The 23,402-nt window shown below is 64.7% G+C and carries 23 protein-coding genes and 1 pseudogene; 19 read left to right on the plus strand and 5 right to left on the minus strand.

Annotation, left to right across the window (positions count from 1 at the left end):
* Nucleotides 1-21: 21 nt before the first annotated feature.
* The 5 genes from VH499_RS21705 to ybeY are packed head-to-tail and all read left to right on the plus strand — an operon-like array spanning nt 22 to nt 4,434.
* The gene (locus VH499_RS21705; RefSeq protein ID WP_332054851.1) at nt 22-804 is read left to right on the plus strand and encodes a lysophospholipid acyltransferase family protein; all 783 of its coding nucleotides are present in this window, start codon (nt 22-24) and stop codon (nt 802-804) included.
* Nucleotides 801-1,571: an enoyl-CoA hydratase/isomerase family protein gene (locus VH499_RS21710; RefSeq protein ID WP_332054852.1), complete on the plus strand. Its 771-nt coding sequence runs from the start codon at nt 801-803 to the stop codon at nt 1,569-1,571. Before VH499_RS21705 ends, VH499_RS21710 begins: the two co-directional genes overlap by 4 nt.
* Nucleotides 1,572-1,611: 40 nt before the next feature.
* Nucleotides 1,612-3,021, plus strand: a complete 1,410-nt coding sequence (miaB, locus tag VH499_RS21715) for a tRNA (N6-isopentenyl adenosine(37)-C2)-methylthiotransferase MiaB (protein ID WP_332054853.1) — start codon at nt 1,612-1,614, stop codon at nt 3,019-3,021.
* The gene (locus VH499_RS21720) at nt 3,018-3,995 is read left to right on the plus strand and encodes a PhoH family protein (RefSeq protein WP_332054854.1); all 978 of its coding nucleotides are present in this window, start codon (nt 3,018-3,020) and stop codon (nt 3,993-3,995) included. Before miaB ends, VH499_RS21720 begins: the two co-directional genes overlap by 4 nt.
* Nucleotides 3,964-4,434, plus strand: coding sequence for an rRNA maturation RNase YbeY (gene ybeY, locus VH499_RS21725; RefSeq protein WP_332054855.1), 471 nt, complete (start codon nt 3,964-3,966; stop codon nt 4,432-4,434). The genes VH499_RS21720 and ybeY overlap by 32 nt, the downstream gene beginning before the upstream one ends.
* 19 nt (nt 4,435-4,453) lie before the next feature.
* On the opposite strand, the gene VH499_RS21730 is transcribed toward ybeY, so the two are convergent.
* Nucleotides 4,454-5,284 carry an aldo/keto reductase gene (locus tag VH499_RS21730; protein WP_332054856.1) on the minus strand — a complete coding sequence of 277 codons (831 nt, stop codon included), beginning with the start codon at nt 5,282-5,284 and terminating at the stop codon, nt 4,454-4,456.
* A 134-nt stretch (nt 5,285-5,418) separates the two neighbouring features.
* Here VH499_RS21730 and VH499_RS21735 point away from each other — a divergent pair, with 134 nt between their 5' ends.
* The 4 genes from VH499_RS21735 to metK all read left to right on the plus strand — a co-directional run bounded on the left by VH499_RS21735 (nt 5,419) and on the right by metK (nt 9,934).
* Nucleotides 5,419-6,285 carry a hemolysin family protein gene (locus VH499_RS21735; protein ID WP_332054857.1) on the plus strand — a complete coding sequence of 289 codons (867 nt, stop codon included), beginning with the start codon at nt 5,419-5,421 and terminating at the stop codon, nt 6,283-6,285.
* 17 nt (nt 6,286-6,302) lie between these two features.
* The gene (gene lnt / locus VH499_RS21740) at nt 6,303-7,796 is read left to right on the plus strand and encodes an apolipoprotein N-acyltransferase (protein ID WP_332054858.1); all 1,494 of its coding nucleotides are present in this window, start codon (nt 6,303-6,305) and stop codon (nt 7,794-7,796) included.
* Nucleotides 7,797-8,050: 254 nt separating this feature from the next.
* Entirely contained in the window at nt 8,051-8,467 is a 417-nt protein-coding gene (locus VH499_RS21745; protein ID WP_296387641.1) for a helix-turn-helix domain-containing protein, read from the plus strand.
* 180 nt (nt 8,468-8,647) lie between these two features.
* On the plus strand, nt 8,648-9,934 hold the full coding sequence (gene metK / locus VH499_RS21750; RefSeq protein ID WP_332054859.1) for a methionine adenosyltransferase: 1,287 nt from the start codon (nt 8,648-8,650) through the stop codon (nt 9,932-9,934).
* A gap of 25 nt (nt 9,935-9,959) precedes the next feature.
* Here metK and VH499_RS21755 read toward each other — a convergent pair whose 3' ends face one another.
* Genes VH499_RS21755 through VH499_RS21765 form a run of 3 tightly spaced genes read right to left on the minus strand, consistent with a single transcriptional unit; the run spans nt 9,960 to nt 12,134 of the window.
* On the minus strand, nt 9,960-10,424 hold the full coding sequence (locus tag VH499_RS21755) for an MmcB family DNA repair protein (protein WP_332054860.1): 465 nt from the start codon (nt 10,422-10,424) through the stop codon (nt 9,960-9,962).
* A 10-nt stretch (nt 10,425-10,434) separates the two neighbouring features.
* Nucleotides 10,435-11,634, minus strand: coding sequence for a tetratricopeptide repeat protein (locus VH499_RS21760; RefSeq protein WP_332054861.1), 1,200 nt, complete (start codon nt 11,632-11,634; stop codon nt 10,435-10,437).
* Nucleotides 11,631-12,134, minus strand: coding sequence for a hypothetical protein (locus tag VH499_RS21765; RefSeq protein WP_332054862.1), 504 nt, complete (start codon nt 12,132-12,134; stop codon nt 11,631-11,633). Before VH499_RS21765 ends, VH499_RS21760 begins: the two co-directional genes overlap by 4 nt.
* Nucleotides 12,135-13,072: 938 nt before the next feature.
* Between VH499_RS21765 and VH499_RS21770 the strand changes: the two genes are divergently transcribed.
* Entirely contained in the window at nt 13,073-13,603 is a 531-nt protein-coding gene (locus VH499_RS21770) for a hypothetical protein (RefSeq protein WP_332054863.1), read from the plus strand.
* Between the two features lie 125 nt (nt 13,604-13,728).
* On the opposite strand, the gene VH499_RS21775 is transcribed toward VH499_RS21770, so the two are convergent.
* The gene (locus VH499_RS21775; protein ID WP_332054864.1) at nt 13,729-14,154 is read right to left on the minus strand and encodes a cytochrome c; all 426 of its coding nucleotides are present in this window, start codon (nt 14,152-14,154) and stop codon (nt 13,729-13,731) included.
* A 241-nt stretch (nt 14,155-14,395) separates the two neighbouring features.
* On the opposite strand from VH499_RS21775, the gene VH499_RS21780 reads away from it, so the two are divergent.
* The 9 genes and pseudogenes from VH499_RS21780 (at nt 14,396) to VH499_RS21820 (ending at nt 23,383) form a co-directional block, all read left to right on the plus strand.
* Nucleotides 14,396-15,331, plus strand: a complete 936-nt coding sequence (locus VH499_RS21780; RefSeq protein WP_332054865.1) for a cytochrome c — start codon at nt 14,396-14,398, stop codon at nt 15,329-15,331.
* 121 nt (nt 15,332-15,452) lie between these two features.
* Nucleotides 15,453-16,301, plus strand: coding sequence for a MoxR family ATPase (locus VH499_RS21785; protein ID WP_332054866.1), 849 nt, complete (start codon nt 15,453-15,455; stop codon nt 16,299-16,301).
* An 18-nt stretch (nt 16,302-16,319) separates the two neighbouring features.
* Nucleotides 16,320-17,501, plus strand: coding sequence for a VWA domain-containing protein (locus tag VH499_RS21790; RefSeq protein ID WP_332054867.1), 1,182 nt, complete (start codon nt 16,320-16,322; stop codon nt 17,499-17,501).
* 31 nt (nt 17,502-17,532) lie between these two features.
* Nucleotides 17,533-19,164, plus strand: coding sequence for a thiamine pyrophosphate-requiring protein (locus VH499_RS21795; protein WP_332054868.1), 1,632 nt, complete (start codon nt 17,533-17,535; stop codon nt 19,162-19,164).
* Between the two features lie 69 nt (nt 19,165-19,233).
* Nucleotides 19,234-20,292, plus strand: coding sequence for a TlpA disulfide reductase family protein (locus tag VH499_RS21800; protein ID WP_332054869.1), 1,059 nt, complete (start codon nt 19,234-19,236; stop codon nt 20,290-20,292).
* An 8-nt stretch (nt 20,293-20,300) separates the two neighbouring features.
* Nucleotides 20,301-21,341, plus strand: a pseudogene (locus VH499_RS21805) (membrane dipeptidase); the annotation flags it as partial.
* Nucleotides 21,342-21,729: 388 nt separating this feature from the next.
* The gene (gene soxX / locus VH499_RS21810; protein ID WP_332054870.1) at nt 21,730-22,176 is read left to right on the plus strand and encodes a sulfur oxidation c-type cytochrome SoxX; all 447 of its coding nucleotides are present in this window, start codon (nt 21,730-21,732) and stop codon (nt 22,174-22,176) included.
* 37 nt (nt 22,177-22,213) lie between these two features.
* Nucleotides 22,214-22,984 carry a sulfur oxidation c-type cytochrome SoxA gene (soxA, locus tag VH499_RS21815; RefSeq protein ID WP_332054871.1) on the plus strand — a complete coding sequence of 257 codons (771 nt, stop codon included), beginning with the start codon at nt 22,214-22,216 and terminating at the stop codon, nt 22,982-22,984.
* A 126-nt stretch (nt 22,985-23,110) separates the two neighbouring features.
* Nucleotides 23,111-23,383, plus strand: a complete 273-nt coding sequence (locus VH499_RS21820; protein ID WP_332054872.1) for a hypothetical protein — start codon at nt 23,111-23,113, stop codon at nt 23,381-23,383.
* Nucleotides 23,384-23,402 lie beyond the last annotated feature (19 nt).

Consider the following 23,402-nt stretch of genomic DNA (forward strand, 5'->3'; position numbering starts at 1 on the left):
CCTTTGCGTGGCGCGTTCAGGTTGACGAGTTACCTGCTGCTCACCCTGACGCTGCTGCCCATTCACCTGCTCGCCCTGACGCTCGGCCTGCGCCGGATCGTGAACCGCCTGCCGGTCCTCTATCATCGCATGGTCTGCGTCATTCTCGGCGTCCGCGTGCGCGTGCACGGCAAGCGTTCGGATGTGACGCCGACGCTGTTCGTCTGCAATCACGTCTCCTACCTCGACATCGAGGTGCTGGGCGGCCTCGTGCCGGGGAGCTTCGTCGCCAAGGCCGAGGTCGCGACCTGGCCGTTCTTCAAGACGCTGGCCAAGGCGCAGCGCACCATCTTTGTCGAACGGATCTCCAGCAAGACGACTTCCAGCCGCGACGAGATGATGAAACGCCTCGACACCGGCGACAATCTCATGCTGTTCCCCGAAGGGACCAGCAGCGACGGCACGCGCGTCCTGCCATTCCGCACGGCCTTGTTCGGGGTGGCGCAGCTCAGGCGCGACGGCAAGCCGATCGTGGTACAACCGGTGGCGATCTCCTATACGCGCCTCGACGGCATTCCGCTCGGCCGCTACTGGCGGCCCCTCTTCGCCTGGTTCGGCGACCTCGATCTCGTGCCCCATCTTTGGCAAATGGTGTGCCTCGGCGAGACCGAGGCTGTGGTGAGCTTCTTCCCTCCGGTCGATATCGACCAGCTCGGCGATCGCAAGAAGCTCGCCGAATTCTGCTTCCGCCAGGTGTCGTCGGGCGTCCAGGCCGCCAACACCGGTCGATACGAGCTGCTGCCGCCTTCCGCCGAGGCGGCATGACGGTCCGCTTCACCGTTGAGGCCCATGTGGGCTGGCTGGAATTCAATCGCCCACCGGTCAATGCATTCACCCGTGAGATGGTGGATGCCACGCACGACGGCATCGCTGCCGCGCTCGCCGATCCTGCGGTACGCGTGCTGGTTCTCGCCAGTTCGCTGCAACGCTACTTCAGCGCCGGCGCCGATCTCAATGTGTTCAGGGGCATGACCGGGTCGGGCATGCGTGGCTGGGCCGAGCGCTGCCACGCCATCGTGCGCCTCCTGAGGGAATCGCCCAAACCCCTGCTGGCGGCGATCAACGGCACGGCCGTTGGCGGCGGATTGGAGATGGCCCTTCATTGCGATCTGCGCTTTGCCGCGACCGACGCGCAACTCGGCCAGCCGGAAATCCGCATCGGCTTCATCCCGCCGATCGCCACGACCCAGGCGCTGGCCCGGCTGATCGGCCGGCCGCGTGCCATGCGCTATCTCTACGACGGGGGTCTGCTGCCGGCCACCCGGGCGCTGCAGTGGGGATTGGTCGACGAACTCGCCGAGCCGGCGGACCTGCGCCAGCGGGTGCAGGCCTACGGCAATGAGCTGGCATCCAAGCCGCCGGCCGCCCTTGCCGCCATCCGGCGCACCGTCACGCTGGGTGGCGGCATGACGTTCGCGGATGGTCAGGCGCTGGAGCTCGAGACGGTGGTGGAACTCGCCGACAGCCCGGACTTCGCCGAGGGCGTCGAGGCTTTCCTGGCCAAGCGCCCGCCCGTCTGGCGCCGGCCTTGAGACGATGATAGAACGCGCTCGTTCCAGCAACGAAAGACCAATGACTTTCGTCCCGATCGACGGGAAGCGCAGGCGCGTGTTCATCCGCACTTACGGGTGCCAGATGAACGTTTACGATTCGGACCGCATGGCTGACGTCCTGCGGCCGCTCGGCTATGCCTTGACGGAAAATCCGGAGCAGGCCGACCTGGTGGTGCTCAACACCTGCCATATCCGCGAGAAGGCGTCGGAGAAGGTCTATTCGGAGCTTGGCCGCCTGCGCGACGTCAAAACCGAGCGACGCCGCGAGGGAGGCGATCTCACCATCGCGGTGGCGGGCTGCGTGGCGCAGGCCGAAGGCGAGGAGATCGCGAGGCGCCAGCCTGCCGTCGATATCGTCGTCGGGCCGCAGGCCTATCACCGCCTGCCGCAGCTTCTCGCCGAGGCCGAGCGCAGAGCGTCCCTTCGTCGTAGCGGAAGGCGCCTGCCGGGAGCCGGCGTGCTCGACACGGAGTTTCCGGCCGAGAGCAAGTTCGACCATCTGCCGATGCCGGGCGGCGTGCGGGCAGGCTCGGCCTTCCTCTCGATCCAGGAAGGCTGCGACAAGTTCTGCACGTTCTGCGTGGTGCCCTACACCCGCGGCGCCGAATATTCCCGCCCTGTCGAATCGATCCTGCGGGAGGCCCGTGCCCTGACCGCGACGGGAGCCGTCGAACTCACCCTGCTGGGCCAGAACGTCAATGCCTATCATGGCGAAGCGGCCGATGGCTCGACCTGGTCGCTCGCCCGCCTCATTGGCGCGCTTGCCGAAATCGAGGGCCTGGTACGTATCCGCTATACCACCTCCCATCCGCGCGACATGGACGACGCACTTGTCGCCGCGCATGGCGAGGTGCCGCAGCTCATGCCCTACCTTCATTTGCCGGTGCAGTCGGGATCCGACCGCATCCTCGAAGCAATGAACCGTGGTCATGGCCGCGATCTCTTCCGCCGCCTTGTCGACCGGCTGCGCGGCAGGCGGCCTGATCTCGCCGTGTCTTCCGACTTCATCGTCGGCTTTCCGGGCGAAAGCGACGCCGACTTCGACGACACGATGCGGCTGGTCGAGGAGATCGGATTCGCATCGGCCTTTTCCTTCAAATACAGCCGCCGGCCCGGCACGCCTGGTGCGGCGCTCCCGGATCAGATCCCCGAAACGGTGAAGGCCGCGCGACTCGCCGCGCTGCAGGCGTTGCTCGCGCGCCAGCAGCGCGAGTTCAACCGGACGAGGGTCGGCTCCACGGTCCCCGTCCTGTTCGGCGAGCCAGGACGCAAGCCGGGGCAGATGCTGGGCAAGAGCCCGTGGCTGCAATCCGTCTATGTCGAAGGGCCGTCGGCATTGCTTGGCCGCATCGCAGAGGTGGAGTTGACCGAGGCGCACGCAGTAAGCCTGGCCGGCAGGTTGACGTCTTCCTTCGAGGCTGCTGCGTGAGTGAGTCGACCGCCAGTGCCGGCCGGTCGGCCGATCTGCGCCGCATGAAGTTCGACGATAATGCCCTGCTTGCCGTGCTCTACGGCAATCACGACCGCAATCTGGTGCGTATCGAGCAACTCGCCAACGTGCAGATCAGCGCGCGTGGCAACCAGCTCGCGATCTCCGGCAGCGCCGACGATACCGGCGTGGCGCACAAGGCGATCACCGGTCTCTACGAGCGGCTGAAGCGCGGCCTTTCGATCGAACCGGCCGATATCGACGCCGCCGTGCGTTTCGCACGCAGCGGCGGCGACGGCAGCGACGAAGAGGGCATCCGCACCCGGCGCCGCGCCGTGCAGGCGCGCTCGCCTGGTCAGCGCAGCTACCTGGCGGCGTTGCGCGAACGCGACATGGTATTCGCGCTGGGTCCGGCCGGCAGCGGCAAGACCTATCTCGCGGTCGCCATGGGGGTGTCGCTGCTGCTTGCCGGCAAGGTGGAGCGCATCGTGCTCTCGCGGCCGGCGGTCGAGGCGGGGGAGCGGCTGGGCTTTCTGCCGGGCGACATGAGGGAAAAGATCGATCCCTATCTGCGTCCGCTCTACGATGCGCTGCACGACATGCTGCCCGCCGAACAGATCGCCAATCGCCTGGAATCGGGCGAGATCGAGATCGCGCCGCTCGCTTTCATGCGCGGCCGGACCCTGTCGCACTGCTACGTGATCCTGGATGAGGCACAGAATACGACGCCCATGCAGATGCGCATGTTCGTGACGCGACTCGGCGAAGGATCGCGCATGGTGGTCACCGGAGACCCGAGTCAGACCGACCTGCCGGGCGGTCAGCGATCGGGTCTCGCCGACGCGGTCGAAACGCTCGACAACGTCGAGGGGGTGCGTTTTGTCCGGCTGGGCGCGCAGGATGTCGTGCGCCATGACCTCGTGACGCGGATCGTCGAGGCCTATGACGCGCGCGACAGGCAACGCAAGGGTTAGTTGTACCGTCATCCTGCTCGACCGCGCCTGGAGTCGTTCGACTCCCGGCGCCGAGCGCATCGTGCGGAAGGCGGCCCGTGCGACCTTGGCTGGCGCGCGACGGACAGGACGATACTCGCTGAATGTCGCCCTCGCCGACGACGGGCTGGTGCGGAGCCTCAATGCGCGCGATCGCGGCAAGGACAAACCCACCAATGTTCTGTCCTATCGTTCGGGCGAGAAAGCCTTCCTGGGCGACATCGTATTGGCGCGCCAGACCGTGCAGTGCGAAGCTCGGCAGCAGAAGAAGGCTCCGGCAGATCATCTCTCGCATCTGGTGGTGCATGGGATTTTGCACCTTCTGGGCTACGACCACGAGACGGAGACCGATGCCGCGCGCATGGAGGCGCTCGAACGTCGCGTGCTGGCGAAGCTCGGGATTGCCGATCCGTATTCGTAGGAGCGTGCTCTCCAAAGGCTCAAAGCATCGCGAGTGACTGCTTGGTTGCAGGTCGAGGGAAGGCGCGGTCGAGCTCGGCCAGGATGTCGCGTGACAGTGTCACCTCCAGCGCTCCCAGGTTCTCCTTCACGCGCTCGCGGGTCGATGATTTGGGGATCGTGACCACGCCCGGCTGGGTCAGCAGCCAAGCGAGCGCGAGCTGCGCTGGCGTGCATCCGACCTCGGCTGCAAGCTTCTTGAGCGCGCTCTTTCCCAGCAACCGGCCCTGATCGAGCGGCGAGTACGCCATGAGTGGCATCGAGCGCTGGCGCATCCACGGCAACAGATCGAATTCAGGGCCGCGACGCGACAGACAGTAGAGGACCTGGTTGGAGGCGGTCAGCCCCTTGTCGAGGCGCGCCGCCTCTTCCATGTCGCCGAGATCGAAGTTGCTGACGCCGAAGTCGCCGATTTTTCCTGCCTCGCGCAGGCGGAGAAACGCCTCGAAAGTCTCTGCAAGCCTCACGCCGCCGCGCCAATGCAGCAGGTAGAGGTCGATACGTTCGATCCCCATCCGCTTGAGGCTGCGTTCGCAGGCTGCGACCGTGCCGCCGCGGGTGGCATTGTGCGGATAGACCTTGCTGACGAGGAAAGGCCGCCGGCGGCGGCCGGCCAGCGCCTTGCCCACGATTTCCTCCGCGACACCTTCGCCATACATCTCCGCCGTATCGATCAGGGGATAACCAAGATCGAGGGCACAGCGTACGGCCTCGAGCTCGTGGCGCCGCTGCCGGGCGCTTTCGCCCATGCGCCAGGTGCCGATACCGAAGACCGGCAAGCGCGTGCCGGAGGGAAGCTGGAAGGAACGCATCGAGAACTTCCAATTGCAACGCAAGCCCTTTAGCCTATCTTAAACACATCATGCCGGACTCCACAGCGCGCGGATCGCAGCCGGGCCCTTCCCTCCCGGCGTCGCCGGGAGAGTCGTCGCGTTCCCTGCTTCCTTTGGCGGCCGAATCCTCTGCGCACAGTAGCTGGCTGCGGACCCTCTGGCGGCGCCTGCGCCGCCGCGACAGGAACGAGGCCGTCCGCGAAGCCATCGAGGAGCTGATCGAGGGCACGCCCGAAAGCGATACGCCGATCAGCGACGATCAGCGGGAGCTGTTGGGCAATATCCTGAAGTTGCGCGACAAGACCGTTGCCGACGTGATGGTGCCGCGCGTCGATATCGTGGGTATCGCAGCCGACACACCGCTCGACGAAGTGGTCCGGCTGATCCAGGCCGAGGCTCATTCGCGCTATCCCATCTACCGCGATTCCCTCGACGACGTCATCGGCATGGTCCACATCAAGGACGTGCTGGCCTATTGGGGTACGTCGAAGAAGTTCAATCTGCGCGACATTCTGCGCCGTGTGGTCTTCGTAGCGCCGACTCTGCCGGTGCTCGACATGCTGTTGGACATGCGCCGGTCGCGCACGCACATGGCGCTGGTGGTCGACGAATTCGGCGGCACGGACGGCTTGCTGACCATCGAAGATCTCGTCGAGGAGATCGTGGGCGAGATCGAAGACGAGCACGACGTCGCCCAGGCGCCGACACTCGCGCGCCGCGTCGACGGCACGATTGACGTCAACGGCCGCACGCCGGTCGAACTGCTCGAGCAGGAGATCGGCAACGTGCTGTCGGAAGATGAACGGCGCGAGATCGATACCGTGGGCGGCCTGATCTTTTCCCTGCTCGGCCGCATTCCCGAACGGGGCGAAGTGGTGCGCCATCCGTCCGGCATCGAATTCGAGATTCTCGACGTCGATCCGCGCCGCATCCGCCGCCTGCGCGTGCGGCCGGCCGCCACGCCGCAAACGGCCGCCTGATCCGACATTCTGCTGCAATGAGGCTTGAAGGAAAACGAGCCCTGGCTGTCGGGCTGCTGACGGGCGCGCTGGCCGGCCTCGCCATGCCGCCGCTCGACTGGTTGCCGCTTGCGGTGCTGGGCATCGTGGTCTTCGTCTGGCTTTGGGATGGCGCGCCGACATGGAAGGTCGCCCTCCTCCGAGGGTGGGCGTGGGGCCTCGGCCATTTCGCGGTCGGCTCCTACTGGATCGTCGAGGCGTTTTTCGTGCCGCCGGCCGATTTCGAGCTGCTGGGCCCGCCGATCGTGCTGGGCCTTTCGATCGTGCTGGGTTTCTTTCCGGCGCTGGCCGCGGCGGCAACGCGGTGGCTGGCCTTGCGCTTGCCCTATCTCGCTGGCCGCTACCGCCGGCTGGTGCTCCTCGCGGTTGCCTGGACAATCGCCGAATGGCTGCGCGGCCACGTTTTCACCGGTTTTCCCTGGAATCCGCTTGCCCACGTCTGGACATTCGCGACGCCTCTCCTGCAGGGCGCCGCCTTGTTCGGTGTCTATGGCCTGGGCACCCTGACCTTCATGATCCTGGCCGCACCCGCCGCCGGTTGGCGCGCCTCGGTTGCAGCTCTCGCGGCGGTCGGTGGAGCTGGCGCGGCAGGATTGGCGATCATGGCGCCGGTGCATCAGCATGAGGATGGCGCCGTCCTCCGCATCGTCCAGCCCGATATCGCACAACTGGAGAAATGGCAGCGCGACCGCGCCGAGCAGCATCTGCGCCGCCTGATCGAGCTGAGCCGTCGTCCGGGCTTCGACCATCTCGCCGCCGTGATCTGGCCCGAGACCGCGATACCGTTCACGGTGCAGCCGGGCTCGCCGATATTGTCCATCCTCGCCGTCGCCGTCCCTCCGGGCGGATATCTGCTGGCGGGAGCGGAGCGGGCGGGCTCGCGGATCAGCGACGGGGTGTGGAACTCCCTGCTGGCCATCGATGGCGCCGGGATGGTTCGCGCCCACTACGACAAGGTCCATCTCGTGCCGCTGGGGGAATACATCCCCTTTCACAAGGATTTTGCCCCGCTCAGCGGTCTCGTCGGACGCGGTTCCTTCGAGGAAGGGGCGGGCCATATCGCGCTCGATCTGCCTGGACTTCCCGCCTTCGCGCCCGTGATTTGCTACGAGGCCATCTTTCCCGGGGAAATCGTCGGGCCGGGACCACGGCCGCGCTGGATCCTGAACATTACCAACGATGCCTGGTTCGGCGTCTCGAGCGGTCCATACCAGCACCTCGCGAGTGCCAGGATGCGCACGGTGGAGGAAGGGCTGCCCATGTTGCGCGTCGCCAATACCGGCGTGTCGGCGGTTATCGATGCCTATGGTCGTGTGCTCGACTCGCTAGGGATGGAGCGCGAAGGAATCATCGACCATGCGATTCCCTCTGCCCGCTCCGTGACGCCGTACGGCAGATGGCACGACTGGACTCTTCTCGTGCTGCTCGCGAGTCTCGGCCTGTCGACGGCTTTGCGAGTGCGCACACACTGATCACAACTTCCGGCTTTGCGCTGGATGGACTGACCAAGGTTCAGCTTGCATTATCCGCAAGAGCGCGTAATGTCATATGCACTCCTGACGTGTAGATATGCATTTTTGCACTGATGGACGGGTGGAGCCGGCACAATTTTAACGCGTTTTGGGCCTCCTCTGTGCAACGGCATCACGTTCAGGAAAACCAAGACCAAAAAGGATTAGGAGCTATGGCGAGATCGCACCCTGTCGATGTTCACGTGGGAGCGCGCATGCGGCAGCGTCGGACTCTGCTCGGAATGAGCCAGGAGAAACTTGGAACGGCAGTCGGGCTTACCTTCCAGCAAATCCAGAAGTACGAGCGCGGGTCCAACCGGATCGGCTCGAGCCGGCTGTTCGAGTTCGCCAAGGTGTTGGATGTGCCGGTGTCCTATTTCTTCGACGAGATGCCCTCGAACGCGCTTGCCGGCCGGCCGATGTCGGGCCGCGGCCGCAAGGGCGGCTTCGGCGAAGCCGCAACACCGTTCGAGCAGGAGAAGGATCCGCTCATCAAGCGCGAGACGCTCGAGTTGGTGCGCGCCTACTACAAGATCCGCGAGTCACGGGTGCGCAAGCGCATTTTCGAGATGGTGAAGGCCGTGGGCGCGGCGAGCCATGCCGAGGTCCTGGGCGGGCGCAAGGGCCGCTGACGGGCTGGAGAGCGGCCTCTTGATTTCTCGCCTCAATTAGAGTTCTTAGCGGCGCGGCTTCGATGGTCGACGCCGCCGCGGACGGATTTGGACGACTTGCCACCGCGCAAATAAAGGCTAAGCCGGACGGCGGCCCATCCGCCCTGCCCGGAGGTCCAGTGACATCTGTGGAGGGCTGCCTTGGCGCTCAAAAACTACATCTTTACCAGCGAATCGGTTTCCGAAGGCCATCCGGACAAGGTCTGCGACCAGATCTCGGACGCGATCCTCGATGCTTTCATCGCCAATGATGTGAAGCTTGGCCACGCCGACGACAGCCACGCCAACACGCGGCTTGGCTGCGAGACGCTTGCCACCACGAACAAGATCGTCATTGCGGGCGAAGGCCGTGCCTGCGAGCCGTACATGAGGAAGTACGGCAAGCACACCATCGTCAATCGCGAGGCCCTCGCCCAGATCGCGCGCGATGTCGTGCGCGACATCGGCTACGACCAGGACGGGTTCAGCTTCCACGGTGCCGACGTCGAAGTGCTGCTGCACGGTCAGTCACCGGATATTGCCATGGGCGTCGACGCCAAGAAGAAGGGCGGCAACTTGGGCGAGCAGGAAGGCGCGGGCGACCAGGGGCTGATGTTCGGCTTCGCCTGCCGCGACAGCGAGGAGTACGAGAAGAACTCCTTCATGCCGGCGCCGATCTACTTCTCGCACAAGATCTTGGAAGTACTGAGCCAGGCCCGCCGTTCGCGCGAGCTGCCCGACCTGCAACCGGACGCCAAGAGCCAGGTCACGGTACGCTATGTCGACGGCAAGGCGGTCGGCGCCGTCAAGGTCGTGGTCTCCACGCAGCACAAGGAGACGACCGCCAAGGGCAGGAAGTACGACTCACGCGCCGTCCGCGAGATGATCGCACCCTATGTCGAGAAGTCGCTGCCCAAGGGATGGATGCCGAAGAAATCGTCCGACTTCTTCGTGAATCCCACCGGCAACTTCGTCGTCGGCGGCCCCGATGGCGATTGCGGCCTGACCGGACGCAAGATCATCGTCGATACCTATGGCGGCTACGCCCCCCATGGCGGCGGCGCCTTTTCCGGCAAGGACCCGACCAAGGTCGATCGCTCGGCCGCCTATGCTGCCCGCTATCTCGCCAAGAACGTTGTTGCGGCTGGCCTCGCCGACCGCTGCCTGATCCAGGTGGCCTATGCCATCGGCGTCGCCGACCCGATGTCGCTCTACGTCAACACGGAGGGCACGGGCAAGGTGGACGAGCGCAAGCTAGAGAGTGTGCTGTCCGACATCTTCCCGTTGCGGCCGACGAGCATCCGGCGCGGCCTGCAGCTCAACAAGCCGATTTATCGGCGCACGGCCGCCTACGGCCATTTCGGCCGCCGGCCCGACCGTGACGGCGGCTTCTCCTGGGAGCGGCTCGATCTCGTGCCGGAACTGAAGCGCGCCTTCGGCGCACGCTGAGGCGCGCCCAGCTTTTTGATGCAGTCTAGCCGAGCTCGAAGAAGTCCGGATCTTCCAGGCGGGCCAGCCGCTCCGAGGCGAGCCGTGCACAATCGATCAGCAGCGACTTGCGACGCGCGGCGGTAACCGGCCGCCGCGCCGGTCGGCGCAGGATCTCTCCACCATAGGCGTCGGCCACGATCAGGCCGATCTCCTGCGGGATGAGGTCCTGAGGGAAATCGACCGGCACGGCGAAGTACAGCAGGTCGCACCAGTCGAGATAGTCGGGCCATTTCACATCGACTCGCCAATCCTCGATCGAGGATTTCACCTCGACGATGATGAGTTCGCCGTCCGCCCCGACAACGAAGATGTCGGCGCGCCGGCCGTCGGGCAGCGGCATCTCGAGCAGGACGGAGCGGCCGCTTTGTCGCATCAGCCGGCAGGCACCCCGGCAGACCGCCATCGTGGTGTCGGGGCGCGTCTGTCGTGCGGGCGAAGGCGTGGCCATCGGTCGGCGGTCAGGGCTGCGGCCGTGCGAGAGCAGGCGGTCCATCGCCCAGTGGCCGCTCCAGCTTGGGGACGAAGGCCGCGGCGAGCGTCTCGGCGCGGGCGCGGTCCGCTGGAGCAATCTGTCCCGAGGCCTTCTCTCGCACCATATGCGACTCGGCGTTGCCGCCGCGCTCGGCGAGCAACAGCCACTTGTAGCCCTCGACCGGCTCGGCCGCTCCGCCAGCACCTCCCAGCAGCAGGATCCCGAGGGCGAGCTGCGCCTGGGGCAGGCCCTGGCGTGCAGCGCGGCCATACCATGCCGCCGCCTGGACGAGGTCGCGCCCGACACCCGACCCGGCGGTGTAGGCGTTGGCGAGCTTGAATTGTGCCGACGGAACTCCGGCATCGGCGGCCAGCCTGTACCAGGTTGCGGCGTTCTCCATGATCTTCTGATTGGCCGCCTTGTCCCGCGGAGCGAGCCTGCGTGCAGTCAGATCCCCCAAGGCCAGCGCCGCTTCGGGCACGCCGTCCTTCTGGGCCGCCAGCAGCCACCGTTGAGCGCCGGCAGCATCCTGCTTCACGCCCTCGCCGTCAGCGAGGGCAAGGCCATAGCGCAACGCCGCCAGAGGATGACCTTTTTCCGCCGCGCGCCGGTAGAGATCGGCGGCGCGCACGGGATCGGGCTGGGCGGCCCGTTCGCCTCGTTCCAGGGCGCGGGCGAGCGCATAGAGCGCATAGGGATCGTTCGATGTGGCAGCCTTCTCGAGCCAGCCGCGCGCGCGCACGAGGTCGCGAGGGACGCCTTGGCCGCGCAGGTAGAGGATGCCGAGATTGAGTTGCGCCCGATACAGGCCCGCGGTGGCGGCCCTTTCGAAGAGCTGCGCCGCGCGTGCATCGTCACGCTCGATGCCGGCGAGGCCATGCGCGTAGACCAGACCGAGCTGGTGGGCAGCCTCGGGCGAGCCTGCCGCCAGGGCATGCTGTAACGCCTGCAATCCCTCGCGGCCATGGCCGCGGTCGAGCAGCACGGCGCCGAGCCAGGCTTCCGCATCAGCATTATTCTGCGCCAGTTTCCGTAGCTTCGCCTCGGCGCCTGCGAGGTCGCCCGCGCGATAGGCAGTGACCGCGGTCAACAGCGCCGGCGGAAGTTCGCGGTCACCGGATTGGGCGAGGGCGGGCGCGCTCGCAGCGAGCAGCGCCGCAAGCAGCGCCGCCCACGTCGACTTCATCTCGTCTTGAACTTGAAGGCCGCCGCCGCCGCCTTGGCCTTCTCGATTTCGTCGGGCTTCAGTTCGGCTCCGATCTGGCCAAGCAGCGCATCGACGTTCGGTCCATTCCAGAGCTGATCGATGCTCAGCCACTTGTAGGCTTCCGAATAGCTCTTGGGCACGCCTTTGCCATCGGCATAGGCGCTGGCGAGCGGAGGTATGGCGGTCGTGTAGCCCCGCTCGGCTGCGTCGAGCAGCAGCGGCACGGCCTTGTTCATATCGAACAGCTTGGAATCAGGATTGCCGTAGACATAGAAGCCGAGCAGGAACTGGGCGCGGGGATCGCGTTCCTTAACGAGAAGCTGAAGCGCCTTCTCCGCTCCCGGCATGTCTCCCGTCTGCAGTGCCTTGAGGCCATCCTCGATACCTGCGGCCGCCGGTTGTACCAGTCCGCCGACCATCAGGACGGCACCGCAGAAACCGGACAGGAAGCGAACAGCGGGGAAAAAGCGCACAGCCAAACTCCGGATCATCTCGGAACCGGGTCCGTCTACCACGGAACGAGGACGCCAACACCTGGTCGCCCATGCGGCCTGACACCTACGGGAGGTGGAAATGGCGCGTGCCACCGCACAATTTGCATCAAAATATTCAAGCCAAATGCAGCGTATTGCGAATAAGGGACTGATTTTACGAAATAAAATCGCGATAAGTTTGTCTCCGCGAGATACTTGCATTCACTTTTTTGACTATCTCGTCAGGACAAGGCCCGATAATCCCGAGCAAAAAGAGGTACCCTCCAAATCCAGATATGCAATTTTGCAAGTGACGGCGGGTGGGGTGTTTTGTTAAGGTCTTTTCATTAGAGAACATCGTTATCTGGTTTTAAGTCATATCAGAAAGGCGTTTGAGACAGACAGTACCGCGCTTTTTTCGAGCGCGATCCAGCCCAAGTTTCCCATAGCCCGCCGGCGGCTCCCCAGGCCGCTCATCGAAGCCCCCTTCCCACACACCCTAAGGCTTCGGTAACCCCACACCCAGGCGGGCTCCTAAGGAAGGCCGGTCGTTCCCCAAGCGACCGGCCTTTCGTATTTTCGGACTTGATGATGCACAGGCGGCCGGTCAATCCTCGCAAGAAGATTTGAAAAGGCCTTGTGGCGCTTGGCTTTTTGCCAGCCATCGAAAGGCCCAGATACCCCAAAAGTGTCTATCTCGAGAAAAACAATGCAGCAAAATCAGGCATCGAAACGTTGAAGATATGCACTTTTGCAAGTTACAGGCATCCTGCCTCGTGTTAATGTTTCGTCATTAAAGACATTTTTATTTTATTGGTTTCAATATGAAAATTATCGGATTTCCAGTCGACGTGTCGCGATCGCAAGATGGTCGCATCGTTCGCGGTCTGCGTACGCGGCAATCGCTCATTCAGGCCACCCTTGACCTAATCCAGGCCGGCGACGTGGAGCCGACCTCGGCGGCAATTGCCACCATTGCCGGCGTTTCCAGCAGAGCGCTGTTCCAGCATTTTGCCAGCCTCGCGGATCTCTATGCGGCGGCGTTCGACCTTGCGGTCAGTCGCGCCTTCGAAGCCCATCGGCCGGTCGATATCGGAGCATCGCTCGCCAACCGCATCGAGCTTCTGGTGTCGGATCGCTCGGCGCTGTTCGAGGAATGGCTGCCGGTGTGGCATTTTGCCGAGCGTGTCCGCAGCGTCGCTCCCGCGGTCGGACTGGGCGTCGCCCAGTTGCGCAAACTTCTGCGCGAACGCCTCGCGGCGTGGTTTGCCACCGAGCTCGGCAGTCTCGACCCGACCGCGCGCGACCTCGTGCTCGATTCACTCGACCTCGCCTTCGGTCTGGATAGCTGGATGAACATGCGCGAGCAGCTTCGTCTCTCGCCGATTCATGCCTCCCGCACCTGGCGGTTCACTGCCGAGGCGATCGTCTTGCAGGCTCTTGCCTTCCCCGCGCAGCCCGTGGCGGTGGCCTGACAAGCCACCGGGACGAAGCGTATTCCTTCCCACCAGCGCTTCGTCGCTTCACCCAGCCATCCCAGCCATGGGCATCACAGACGGCCGGTCGTTCCCAAGCGACCGGCCTTTATCATTTGCGCGCCTCAGTTTTCCTTCTTGACGCGATATTTCTGGTGGCAAGCCCCACAGGCTTTGCCCGTCTCCGTGAAGGCAGCGGCAATTGCGGTGAAATCTCCGGAGCCGCCGGCGACGGCGAGCTTGTCGTAGGCCGCGTCGGCATTCTTGCTGGCAGCCAGGAATCCATTCCAGTCGGTCCACACGACAGGAAGGGCCTCGGTCTTGCCCTTGTCGGAGCCGGCGGGGAACATCTTGTCAAAGGCGGTCTGGAGCTCCTTGAGCTTGGCCGCCTGCTCCACCACTACCTTGGCGTCGCCTTTGCTGTCCATAACCCCCTTGATGGCGCGCATGGCTGCGGCGGCCTGCTTGCGGTTTTCCTCGCGCTGCTTGATGACATCGGTGTCGGCCGACGCCACTCCTGCCGCGACATAGCTCGCCGCGAAGGCGATCATCACCGCCGCAATCAGGCTCTTCTTTCTCATTTCATTCCTCCCGGTTTGTTCCTCGCCGACTGATGAACCTCAGCGACCCGACATTTGTCGCAGAGGCGTTCGCCAATACGAATAGGCGCGTTCGATTTCTTCCATCACGACTGCGTGTGTTCGAGTTTATTTTTCAATGAGCATTCTCGCGATTGCAAGCGTTCGGAGCGCGCCCGATAAAGCCGCATGACCGCTCGAACAAGGAGACGACATGCGGTTCCCGGTCTGGCTCAAGGTGATTGCGCTTGTCGCGATGGGCGTCGCTATCGCCGGTTTCTTTCTCACCATGCCGTCGCGGATTCCAGCGAACTCTCTGACGTCGCGAACCGCCGATCTCGCCAACGGCGCGACCATGTTCACTATCGGCGGATGCTCCTCCTGCCATGCCACGCCTCATCAGGAGGATCGCACGCGGCTTGGCGGCGGCCTGTCTTTGGCCACGCCGTTCGGCATCTTCAATGTGCCGAACATCTCACCGGATCCGACCTATGGACTCGGAGCCTGGTCCGAGGAGGACTTCGTCAACGCCATGAAACGGGGAATCGGGCGCAATGGCGAGCACCTCTATCCGGCCTTTCCCTATACGTCCTATCAGCGCATGCGTCTCGACGACGTGCGCGATCTCTATGCTTACCTCAGGACTTTGCCATCCGTTGCGACGCCGTCGCGGCCCCACGACCTGCCTTTCCCGTTCAACGTGCGCCGCGGGCTCGGTCTCTGGCAGCTTCTTTATGTCGACGGCAAGGCGCTCGCGCCGGACAGTTCCAGGGATGCTGTCTGGAATCGCGGCGCCTATCTTGTCGAAGGGCCTGGGCATTGCGCCGAATGCCACAGTCCTCGCAACCTGATCGGCGGCATCGACGCCGATCGCCGCTTCGCCGGTGGACGGGATGCGGAAGGCAAGGGCTGGGTTCCCAACATCACGCCTCACCCGGACGGCATCCCGGACTATTCGGTGAAGGACATCGCCTACCTGCTCGAGACCGGGTTCACGCCCGGCTTCGATTCGGTCGGCTCCAGCATGGCCGACGTCGTGAAGAACACGAGCAAGCTGTCGCCGGACGACCGACTGGCGATCGCCACCTACATCAAGTCGTTGCCGCCACGCCCGGGCAAGGCGCCACCGCGCACCAACAAAGCCCATTGAATTTCATTGCCCGGAGGGCCCGACCGAACTCGCAGGCATGGCGTCCCTTCGCGGCCTTGCTGGCTGTTGGGGCGACCTTTAGGGTGGTTCGGCACACTCGAATGAACCTGGATTTTGCACCATGAAATTTGCCGGTACCGACTCCTACGTCGCCAGCGACGATCTGCGCGTGGCGGTGAATGCGTCCATCTCGCTGCAGCGACCGTTGCTGATCAAAGGCGAGCCCGGCACCGGCAAGACCGTGCTGGCTCACGAAGTCGCCAAGGCGATCGGCGCGCCGCTGATCGAGTGGCACATCAAGTCGACGACGAAGGCACAGCAGGGCCTGTACGAATACGATGCGGTTTCGCGACTGCGCGACAGCCAGCTCGGCGACGAGCGTGTGAAGGACATCCGCAACTACATCAAGCGCGGCAAGCTGTGGGACGCGTTCACCTCCGCCGAGCGGCCGGTCCTGCTGATCGACGAGATCGACAAGGCCGACATCGAGTTTCCCAACGATCTGCTGCTCGAGCTCGACCGCATGGAGTTCTACGTCTACGAGACGCAGGAGGTCGTGAAGGCGGCACAGCGGCCGGTGGTGATGATCACGTCGAACAACGAGAAGGAGCTGCCCGACGCCTTCCTTCGTCGCTGCTTCTTTCACTATATCCGCTTCCCCGATCGCGAGATCATGACCCAGATCGTGGATGTCCACTTCCCCGGCCTGCAGCGCAACCTGCTGCGCGAGGCGCTGAACATCTTCTACGACATCCGCGAAGTGCCGGGCCTCAAGAAGAAGCCATCGACCTCGGAGCTGCTCGACTGGCTGAAGCTCCTGATGGTCGAGGACATGTCGCCCGAGGCCTTGCGCTCGAAGGATTCCAAGCAGCTCATTCCGCCCCTGCATGGCGCGCTGCTCAAGAACGAGCAGGATGTCCATCTGTTCGAGCGTCTGGCCTTCATGGCGCGGCGCGAGCAACGCCAGTAGCACGAAAGGGCTCGGCCCATGTTCGTGAACTTCTTCCTCGAGCTGCGCCAGGCCAAGGTGCCGGTCTCCATCAAGGAGTATCTGGCGCTGATGGAAGCGATGGACAAAGGCGTCGCGGAATACAATGTCGACGACTTCTACTACCTGTCGCGCTCGGTGCTGGTGAAGGACGAGCGCAATCTCGACAAGTTCGACCGCGTATTCGGCCATGTCTTCAAGGGGCTCGAGGCGCCGGCGGGCGAGGGGAGCACGGCCGAGATCCCCGAGGAATGGCTGCGCAAGCTCGCCGAGAAGCTTCTGACCGATGAGGAGAAGAAGCAGATCGAGGCGCTGGGCGGCTGGGAGAAGCTGATGGAGACGCTGAAGAAGCGTCTCGAAGAACAGCAGAAGCGTCACCAGGGCGGCAGCAAGTGGATCGGCACGGCCGGCACCTCGCCGTTCGGCGCTTACGGCTTCAATCCCGAGGGCGTGCGCATCGGACAGGACAAGAACCGCGAGGGCCGCGCCGTCAAGGTGTGGGACAAGCGCGAGTACAAGAACCTCGACGACACGGTCGAGATCGGCACGCGCAATATCAAGATCGCCCTGCGCCGGCTGCGCAAGTTCGCGCGCGAGGGCGCCGAGGTCGAGCTCGACATGCCCGACACGATCCGCTCGACGGCGCGCAACGCCGGCTATCTCGACATCAAGATGATTCCCGAACGGCGCAACAAGGTGAAGCTGCTGCTGCTGTTCGACATCGGCGGCTCGATGGATGCGCACATACGGGTCTGCGAGGAACTTTTCTCGGCGGCGCGCTCGGAGTTCAAGCACCTCGAGTTCTTCTACTTCCACAACTGCCTCTACGAGAAGCTGTGGAAGGACAATCGCCGGCGCCACGTCGACACCTTCCCGACGGCGCAGCTCCTGCACACCTATCCGCCCGACTACAAGGTGATCTTCGTCGGCGATGCTTCGATGAGCCCCTACGAGATCGCCTATCCCGGCGGCTCGGTCGAGCACTGGAACGAGGAAGCGGGCCAGGTCTGGATGCAGCGCATGGCCGACACCTATCGCAGCCTGGTATGGCTCAATCCCGTGCCGGAACGGCACTGGAGCTACACGCCCTCCATCCAGCTCCTGCAGCAGCTCTCCAGCAGCCGCATGTTCCCGCTCACCCTGGGCGGCCTCGACAGCGCGATGAAGGAACTCAACAAGTAGCGGGCAGCGTCCCGCCACAGGAGGAGCGCAGATGAAAACCGGGCCGGCGATCGCCGACATCCTGAAGAAAGAGGGCGTGGAATATCTCTTTGCCTACCCGGTCAATCATCTGATCGAGGCCTGTGCGGCGGTCGACATCCGCCCCATCATCGTGCGTCAGGAGCGCATCGGCTTGCACATGGCCGACGCCATGTCGCGGCTCACCAAGGGCCGCAAGATGGGTGTGTTCTGCATGCAGAGCGGCCCCGGTTCGGAGAACGCCTATGGTGGCGTGGCCCAGGCCTTCGGCGAATCCATTCCGCTGCTGGTGATCCCGCAGGGTTATCCGCGACGCATCGCGCATGTGCCGCCGAACTTCAACTCGACGCTGGCGATGGCGCACGTCGCCAAGCACTGCGAGCCGGTGACATCGGGCAAGGAAGTCGCCAACATCATGCGCCGCGCCTTCAGTCTGCTGCGCAACGGCCGCGGCTCGCCCGTTATTGTCGAGTTGCCGTCGGACGTCTATGCCGAGGAGGCCCCCGACCCGCTGCCCTACGAGCCGGTCGTCGTCACGAAATACGGCCCCGATCCGGCGGCGGTGACGCAAGCGGCGCAAGTGCTGATGACGGCCAAACGGCCCGTGATCTACGCGGGGCAGGGCGTGCACTGGGCGGAAGCCTATGCCGAGCTGAAGGAGCTGGCCGAACTTCTGGCGATCCCGGTCTGCACCAGTCTCGAAGGCAAGAGCAGCTTCGATGAAACCCATCCGCTGGCGCTGGGCTCGGGCGGGCGGGCCTATCCCAAGGCGGTGCGAAGCTTCCTCGACCGATCCGACGTGATCCTGGGCGTGGGCTGCTCGTTCACCGAGACCAACTTCGGCATCTCCATGCCGCAGGGCAAGACCATCATCCACGCCACGCTCGATCCGGCGCATCTCAACAAGGACGTGAAGATCAAGCATGGGCTGGTGGGCGATGCGAAGCTCACGCTCGCGGCCCTCGTCGCCACCTGCAAGGCGGCCGGCGCCACCCGGCGCGATGCTTCGGCGGTCACCGCCGAGATCAAGCAGATCGAGGGCGACTGGCTGAAGGAATGGTTGCCCCGGCTCAAGAGCAACGACGCACCGCTCAACCCCTATCGCGTGTTGTGGGACCTGCAGCACACGGTGGATGTGGCCAATACCATCATCACCCACGATGCCGGCAGTCCGCGCGACCAGCTCTCGCCGTTCTGGAAGGCGAAGGCGCCGCATACCTACATCGGCTGGGGCAAGACCACGCAGCTGGGCTATGGTCTCGGGCTCGCAATGGGCGCCAAGCTCGCCTGTCCGGACAAGCTCTGCATCAACGTCTGGGGCGATGCCGCGATCGGCTTCACCGGCATGGATTTCGAAACGGCCGTGCGCGAGCGTATTCCGATCATGTCGGTTCTGCTCAACAATTTCTCGATGGCGATCGAGCTGCACATCATGCAGGTTTCGACCGAGAAATACCGCTCGACCGACATCTCCGGCGACTATGCCGCGATGGCGCGTGCCTTCGGTGGCTACGGCGAGCGCGTGACCAAGCCCGAGGACATCGTGCCCGCGATCCAGCGCGGCATCGAGCAGACCCGCAAGGGCGTGCCGGTCCTGCTGGAATTCATCACCTCGAAGGAAGTGTCGATCTCCGTCCCCAAGTAACGAACAGTTGTCATCGGGGATGGAGCACAGGACCTTTGCAGCGTCGCGGAAAGGTGCTTCGCTTCGCCCATGACAAAGATCCTTACACCGCTCGCCGAGCACGAGGTCGCCGTCCACGATGGCCTCTGGATGAGCGCGACCGACGCCGAGAAGGTCACTGGCTGGACACTGAAGGCCGAGGGCATGTGCCGCGGCGATGTCTGCGTGCCGATGCCGGCCTCCGCCGTCGGCGCGGGCGAGCTCGACATCATTGCCTTCTGGAAGAAGCTCGCCGGCCCTGTCGTCGCAAGCGACAGTCATGATGTCTGGACGCTGGGCGCTCCAGCCGACGAGCGCAATGCCCGTCTGGAAGGCCTCGAGGCGCCCGACTTCACCCTGCCCGACCTTGACGGTGTCCCGCGCACGCTCTCGACGCTCCGCGGCAAAAAGGTATTTCTCGCCACTTGGGCCAGTTGGTGAGGATGTCGTTTCGACTTGCCCGTGTGGCAGCAACTCTACGATGAACTGAAGGACAAGGACTTCATGGTGGTGGCCGTGGCGGAGGAAAGCCGCGGCGCCGAGCACGCCCGGCCCTGGATCGAGCAGGCAAAGTCGAGCTACTGGCAGCTTATCGACACCGAGCATCGGCTGAGCGACCTGTACAATCTCGTGAACGTGCCGCAGGCGATCTGGATCGACGAGCAGGGCCGCATCGCCCGGCCGCCGGAGACGGCGGGATCGACCGATCATTTCCGGCGTATGGATCTCAAGACCAGGACCATGTCGCCCGAGGACCAGGCTGCGCGGCTGGCGGCGCGTCAGGCCTATCTCGATGCCGTGCGCGCCTGGGTGACCGCCGGCAAGCATGCGCTGTCGGCCGATGCGGCGCGCAAAGCCCTGCCGAAGGTCACGCCGGAAATCGCCGAGGCGCACGCCCGCTTCCGCCTCGGCGTCTGGTTGCGCACGCAAGGCCGCACCGCTGAAGCCGCTCGGCAGTTCGCCGAAGCGAGCCGATTGCACCCCGACTCCTGGAGCATGTGGCGGCAAGCGGCCGATCTCGACGAGGTCGGCAAGGCGTCCGGTCCGGAATTCTGGCAACGCGTGCAGGCCCTGGGCGATCGGCCCTATTATCCGCCGCCCAAACTGTAAGCGGGCCGATGCGGCTTTCCTGGCATGATCTTGGAACGCCGCGAGCCGACGACGCCGAAGGTAGAAAGGTCGAGCTTGTCGGCTGGCCTGACGCCGCCCCGGTGCCACGCGCCGCCCGCCACTTCCTGCTGACCGGCGAACCCAATTGCTGTGCCGGCTGCGTGCCCGCCAATCCGCTGGCCGTCGTCGAGGTCTTCGCCGACGAGGAAATCGAGTTCGCCGGCAGCGGGCTGCATCTGTCCGGCACCTGGCAGGTGCTGCGGGACGATCCGCTGGGCTGGCGCTATCGGCTTCGCGGTGCACGGCGGATCGGCCTGACGCGTCGGGCGCTGCTGGTGGCCAGTCCGCTGACCGCCCTGGCCGTGCCCGCCGCGGCCGAACCGGTGACCAGCCTCAGCATCGACATTCATTCCCATGCCGGCCAGCTTCTCCATGTGCACAGCGAGAACGGCAATCATCCCTTTACGCCGGTTGCCGAGCCCATGCGTCAGGGCGGAATGGCCGTGATCTGTCTCGCGGTCGTCTCCGATTCGCCGACCACCCAGCTCACGCAGGGCCGCTTGCGTCCGTTCCGCGATCCCAAGCCGGGCGAACTCTACGCCCACACGCAACTGGCCTTCGCTCGTCTGCACAAACTGGTGCGTGAACAGGGGCTCGGCGTCATTCGAGAGGCCGCGGCATTGGCAAGTGCCTCCGCCGAACGCCCGTCGGTCATCGTCGCATCCGAAGGCGGTGACTTTCTCGAAGGCCAGCCGGAGCGGCTCGACGAGGCGTACGAGAAATGGCAGCTGCGTCACCTGCAGCTCACGCACTATCGGCCGAACGAGCTGGGCGACATCCAGACCGAACCCTCGATCCATGACGGTCTGCCGCCGGCCGGCGCCGAGGTCATTCGTCGTTGCAACAGGATCGGCGTCGTGGTCGACGTGGCGCATGGCACCTATGCGTTGGTGAAGAAGGCGGCCGATGTCGCGACCAAGCCGCTGGTGCTGTCGCACACGTCGCTCACCGAGCGGCCGGCGCCATGGACGCGTCAGATCACGCCCGACCACGCGCGCGCCATCGCGGCGACTGGCGGCGTGATCGGTCTTTGGCCGGTGGCGGCCTATTCGGCACCTACCGCTCCTACGCCGAAGGCTTCGCGAGAATGGTCGATGTCGCCGGCATCGACCATGTCGGTCTCGGCACCGACCAGCTCGGCCTGGTGGGCCCCAGCACGATGCCGAGCTATTCCGATCTACCGCAACTCGCGGCGGCGCTGCCCGTTTCAGCGTGGAGGAAACGGCCAAGCTCCTGGGTGGCAACTACCGGCGCGTATTCGCGGCGAGCCTCGCCTGAGCGTCCGCGCGGCGTTTCAAAGCGCCGCAGGCGCGGCTCTTGCGGAGCTCGCTCGAGGCGATAGAGGATCGCGGTGCGATGTGACTACCAGCCCAAGGCATGCGCGCTACGACCGTCCTTGCCGTCCTCTTGACCCTTTGCGCCTCCGGCGTTGGCGCCCAGGAGGGGCTGCGGTCTTATGTCATCGTGGGCGACGCCATTCCGGATTCGCTGACGGGAAAGGCCGGCGACGCCGCGCGCGGGCGGGCCATCGTCGCCGATCGAAGCAGAGGACTCTGCCTGCTCTGTCACAGCGCGCCCATTCCCGACGAGCGATTCCAAGGCAATCTCGCGTCCGATCTTGCCGGCGCCGGGACGCGGTGGACCGCAGGTCAGCTCCGTCTGCGTCTGGTCGATGCCTCGCGCCTGAAGGCGGACACGATCATGCCATCCTACTACCGGCTCGACGACCTGCAGCGGGTAGCGCGGACCTTCGCCGGCAAGCCCGTCCTCGACGCGCGGCAGATCGAAGACGTCGTGGCCTATCTCGCGAGCTTGAAGCAGTAAAATGTCGGTACTTCCGGACGCCGCGCATCGGCATGACATGAGGACGCCTTCAGTAGCGCTCGGCTTAGTGATGGTGCTCCTGGCGACGCCGGCGGTGGCGCAGGACGGCAAGGACCAGCGCCGGTCGGGCTACCAGGATATGGGACCGGCCCTGCAGAAGATGCAGGACGATGACGCGGCAAACCCGGCCATGCTGTACGTGCAGGCGGGCGAATCGCTCTGGAAGCGGAGAGCCGGCGCCGCCGACAAGGCCTGCGCTGACTGCCATGGTCCGGGCAGCATGAAAGGTGTAGCGGCCCGCTATCCGGCGATTCCGCCCAACGCCGACAAGCCGGTGGATCTCGAAGGGCGGATCAATCTCTGTCGTATCGAGCACCAGAAGGCGACGCCGCTCGCTGCCGAGAGCGACGAGCTTCTCGATCTGGCAGCCTATCTGGCATTGCAATCACGCGGCATGCCGATCACACCGCCGAAGGATCCGCGTCTCGTGGAATTTCGGGCGCGCGGTGAACAGCTCTTCGACAGCCGGCTGGGCCAGCTCAATCTCTCCTGCGCCAACTGTCACGACGACAATGCAGGGAAGAAGCTGGGCGGCGCGACGATTCCCCAAGCCCATCCTACCGGCTATCCGATCTATCGTCTCCAGTGGCAGGCGTTGGGCTCCCTCGAGCGGCGGTTGCGCAACTGCATGATCGGCATGCGTGCCGAGCCCTTCGACTACGATTCGCCGGAATATCTCGATCTCGAGCTCTATTTGATGGACCGGGCAAAAGGGATGGCAATCGATGCGCCGGCTGTCCGGCCATGAGATAGCCTGCCGCCGGCAGAACATGCCGCGCGATCGCCTGTCTGGGAATTTTCTTCCTCCTCCCGGATGCGCATTCGACATCCGGTTTCATTGAGGCCGGCAAGGAGCGCGCTCTAGAGTCCGGGCATGTCGTCCCTCGCCGCAGATCTTTTCGCGGGCGTCGTTCGCTTTCTTGCCGCGTCCTATGCCGAGGCCGGACTCTGGGTCATCTCCACGCGCGGCCGCATCGTAGGGTCGCTCGTTTCGGCGGAAGGCGATTGGCGGCTATGCTGGTTCGAGGACGCAGATCCACGGCTCGCCGGTTATGCCGGCGCGGTCGATGGCGATGTCGAGGCCTTGGCCCATGCGCTCACCCTGAGGCTTGGTGCGCCGGTGCGATTGGATCCGCTTGCGGGCTGAACCGAGATCGAGATCGGCC

Source organism: Reyranella sp., assembly GCF_036558665.1.
GTDB lineage: Bacteria > Pseudomonadota > Alphaproteobacteria > Reyranellales > Reyranellaceae > Reyranella.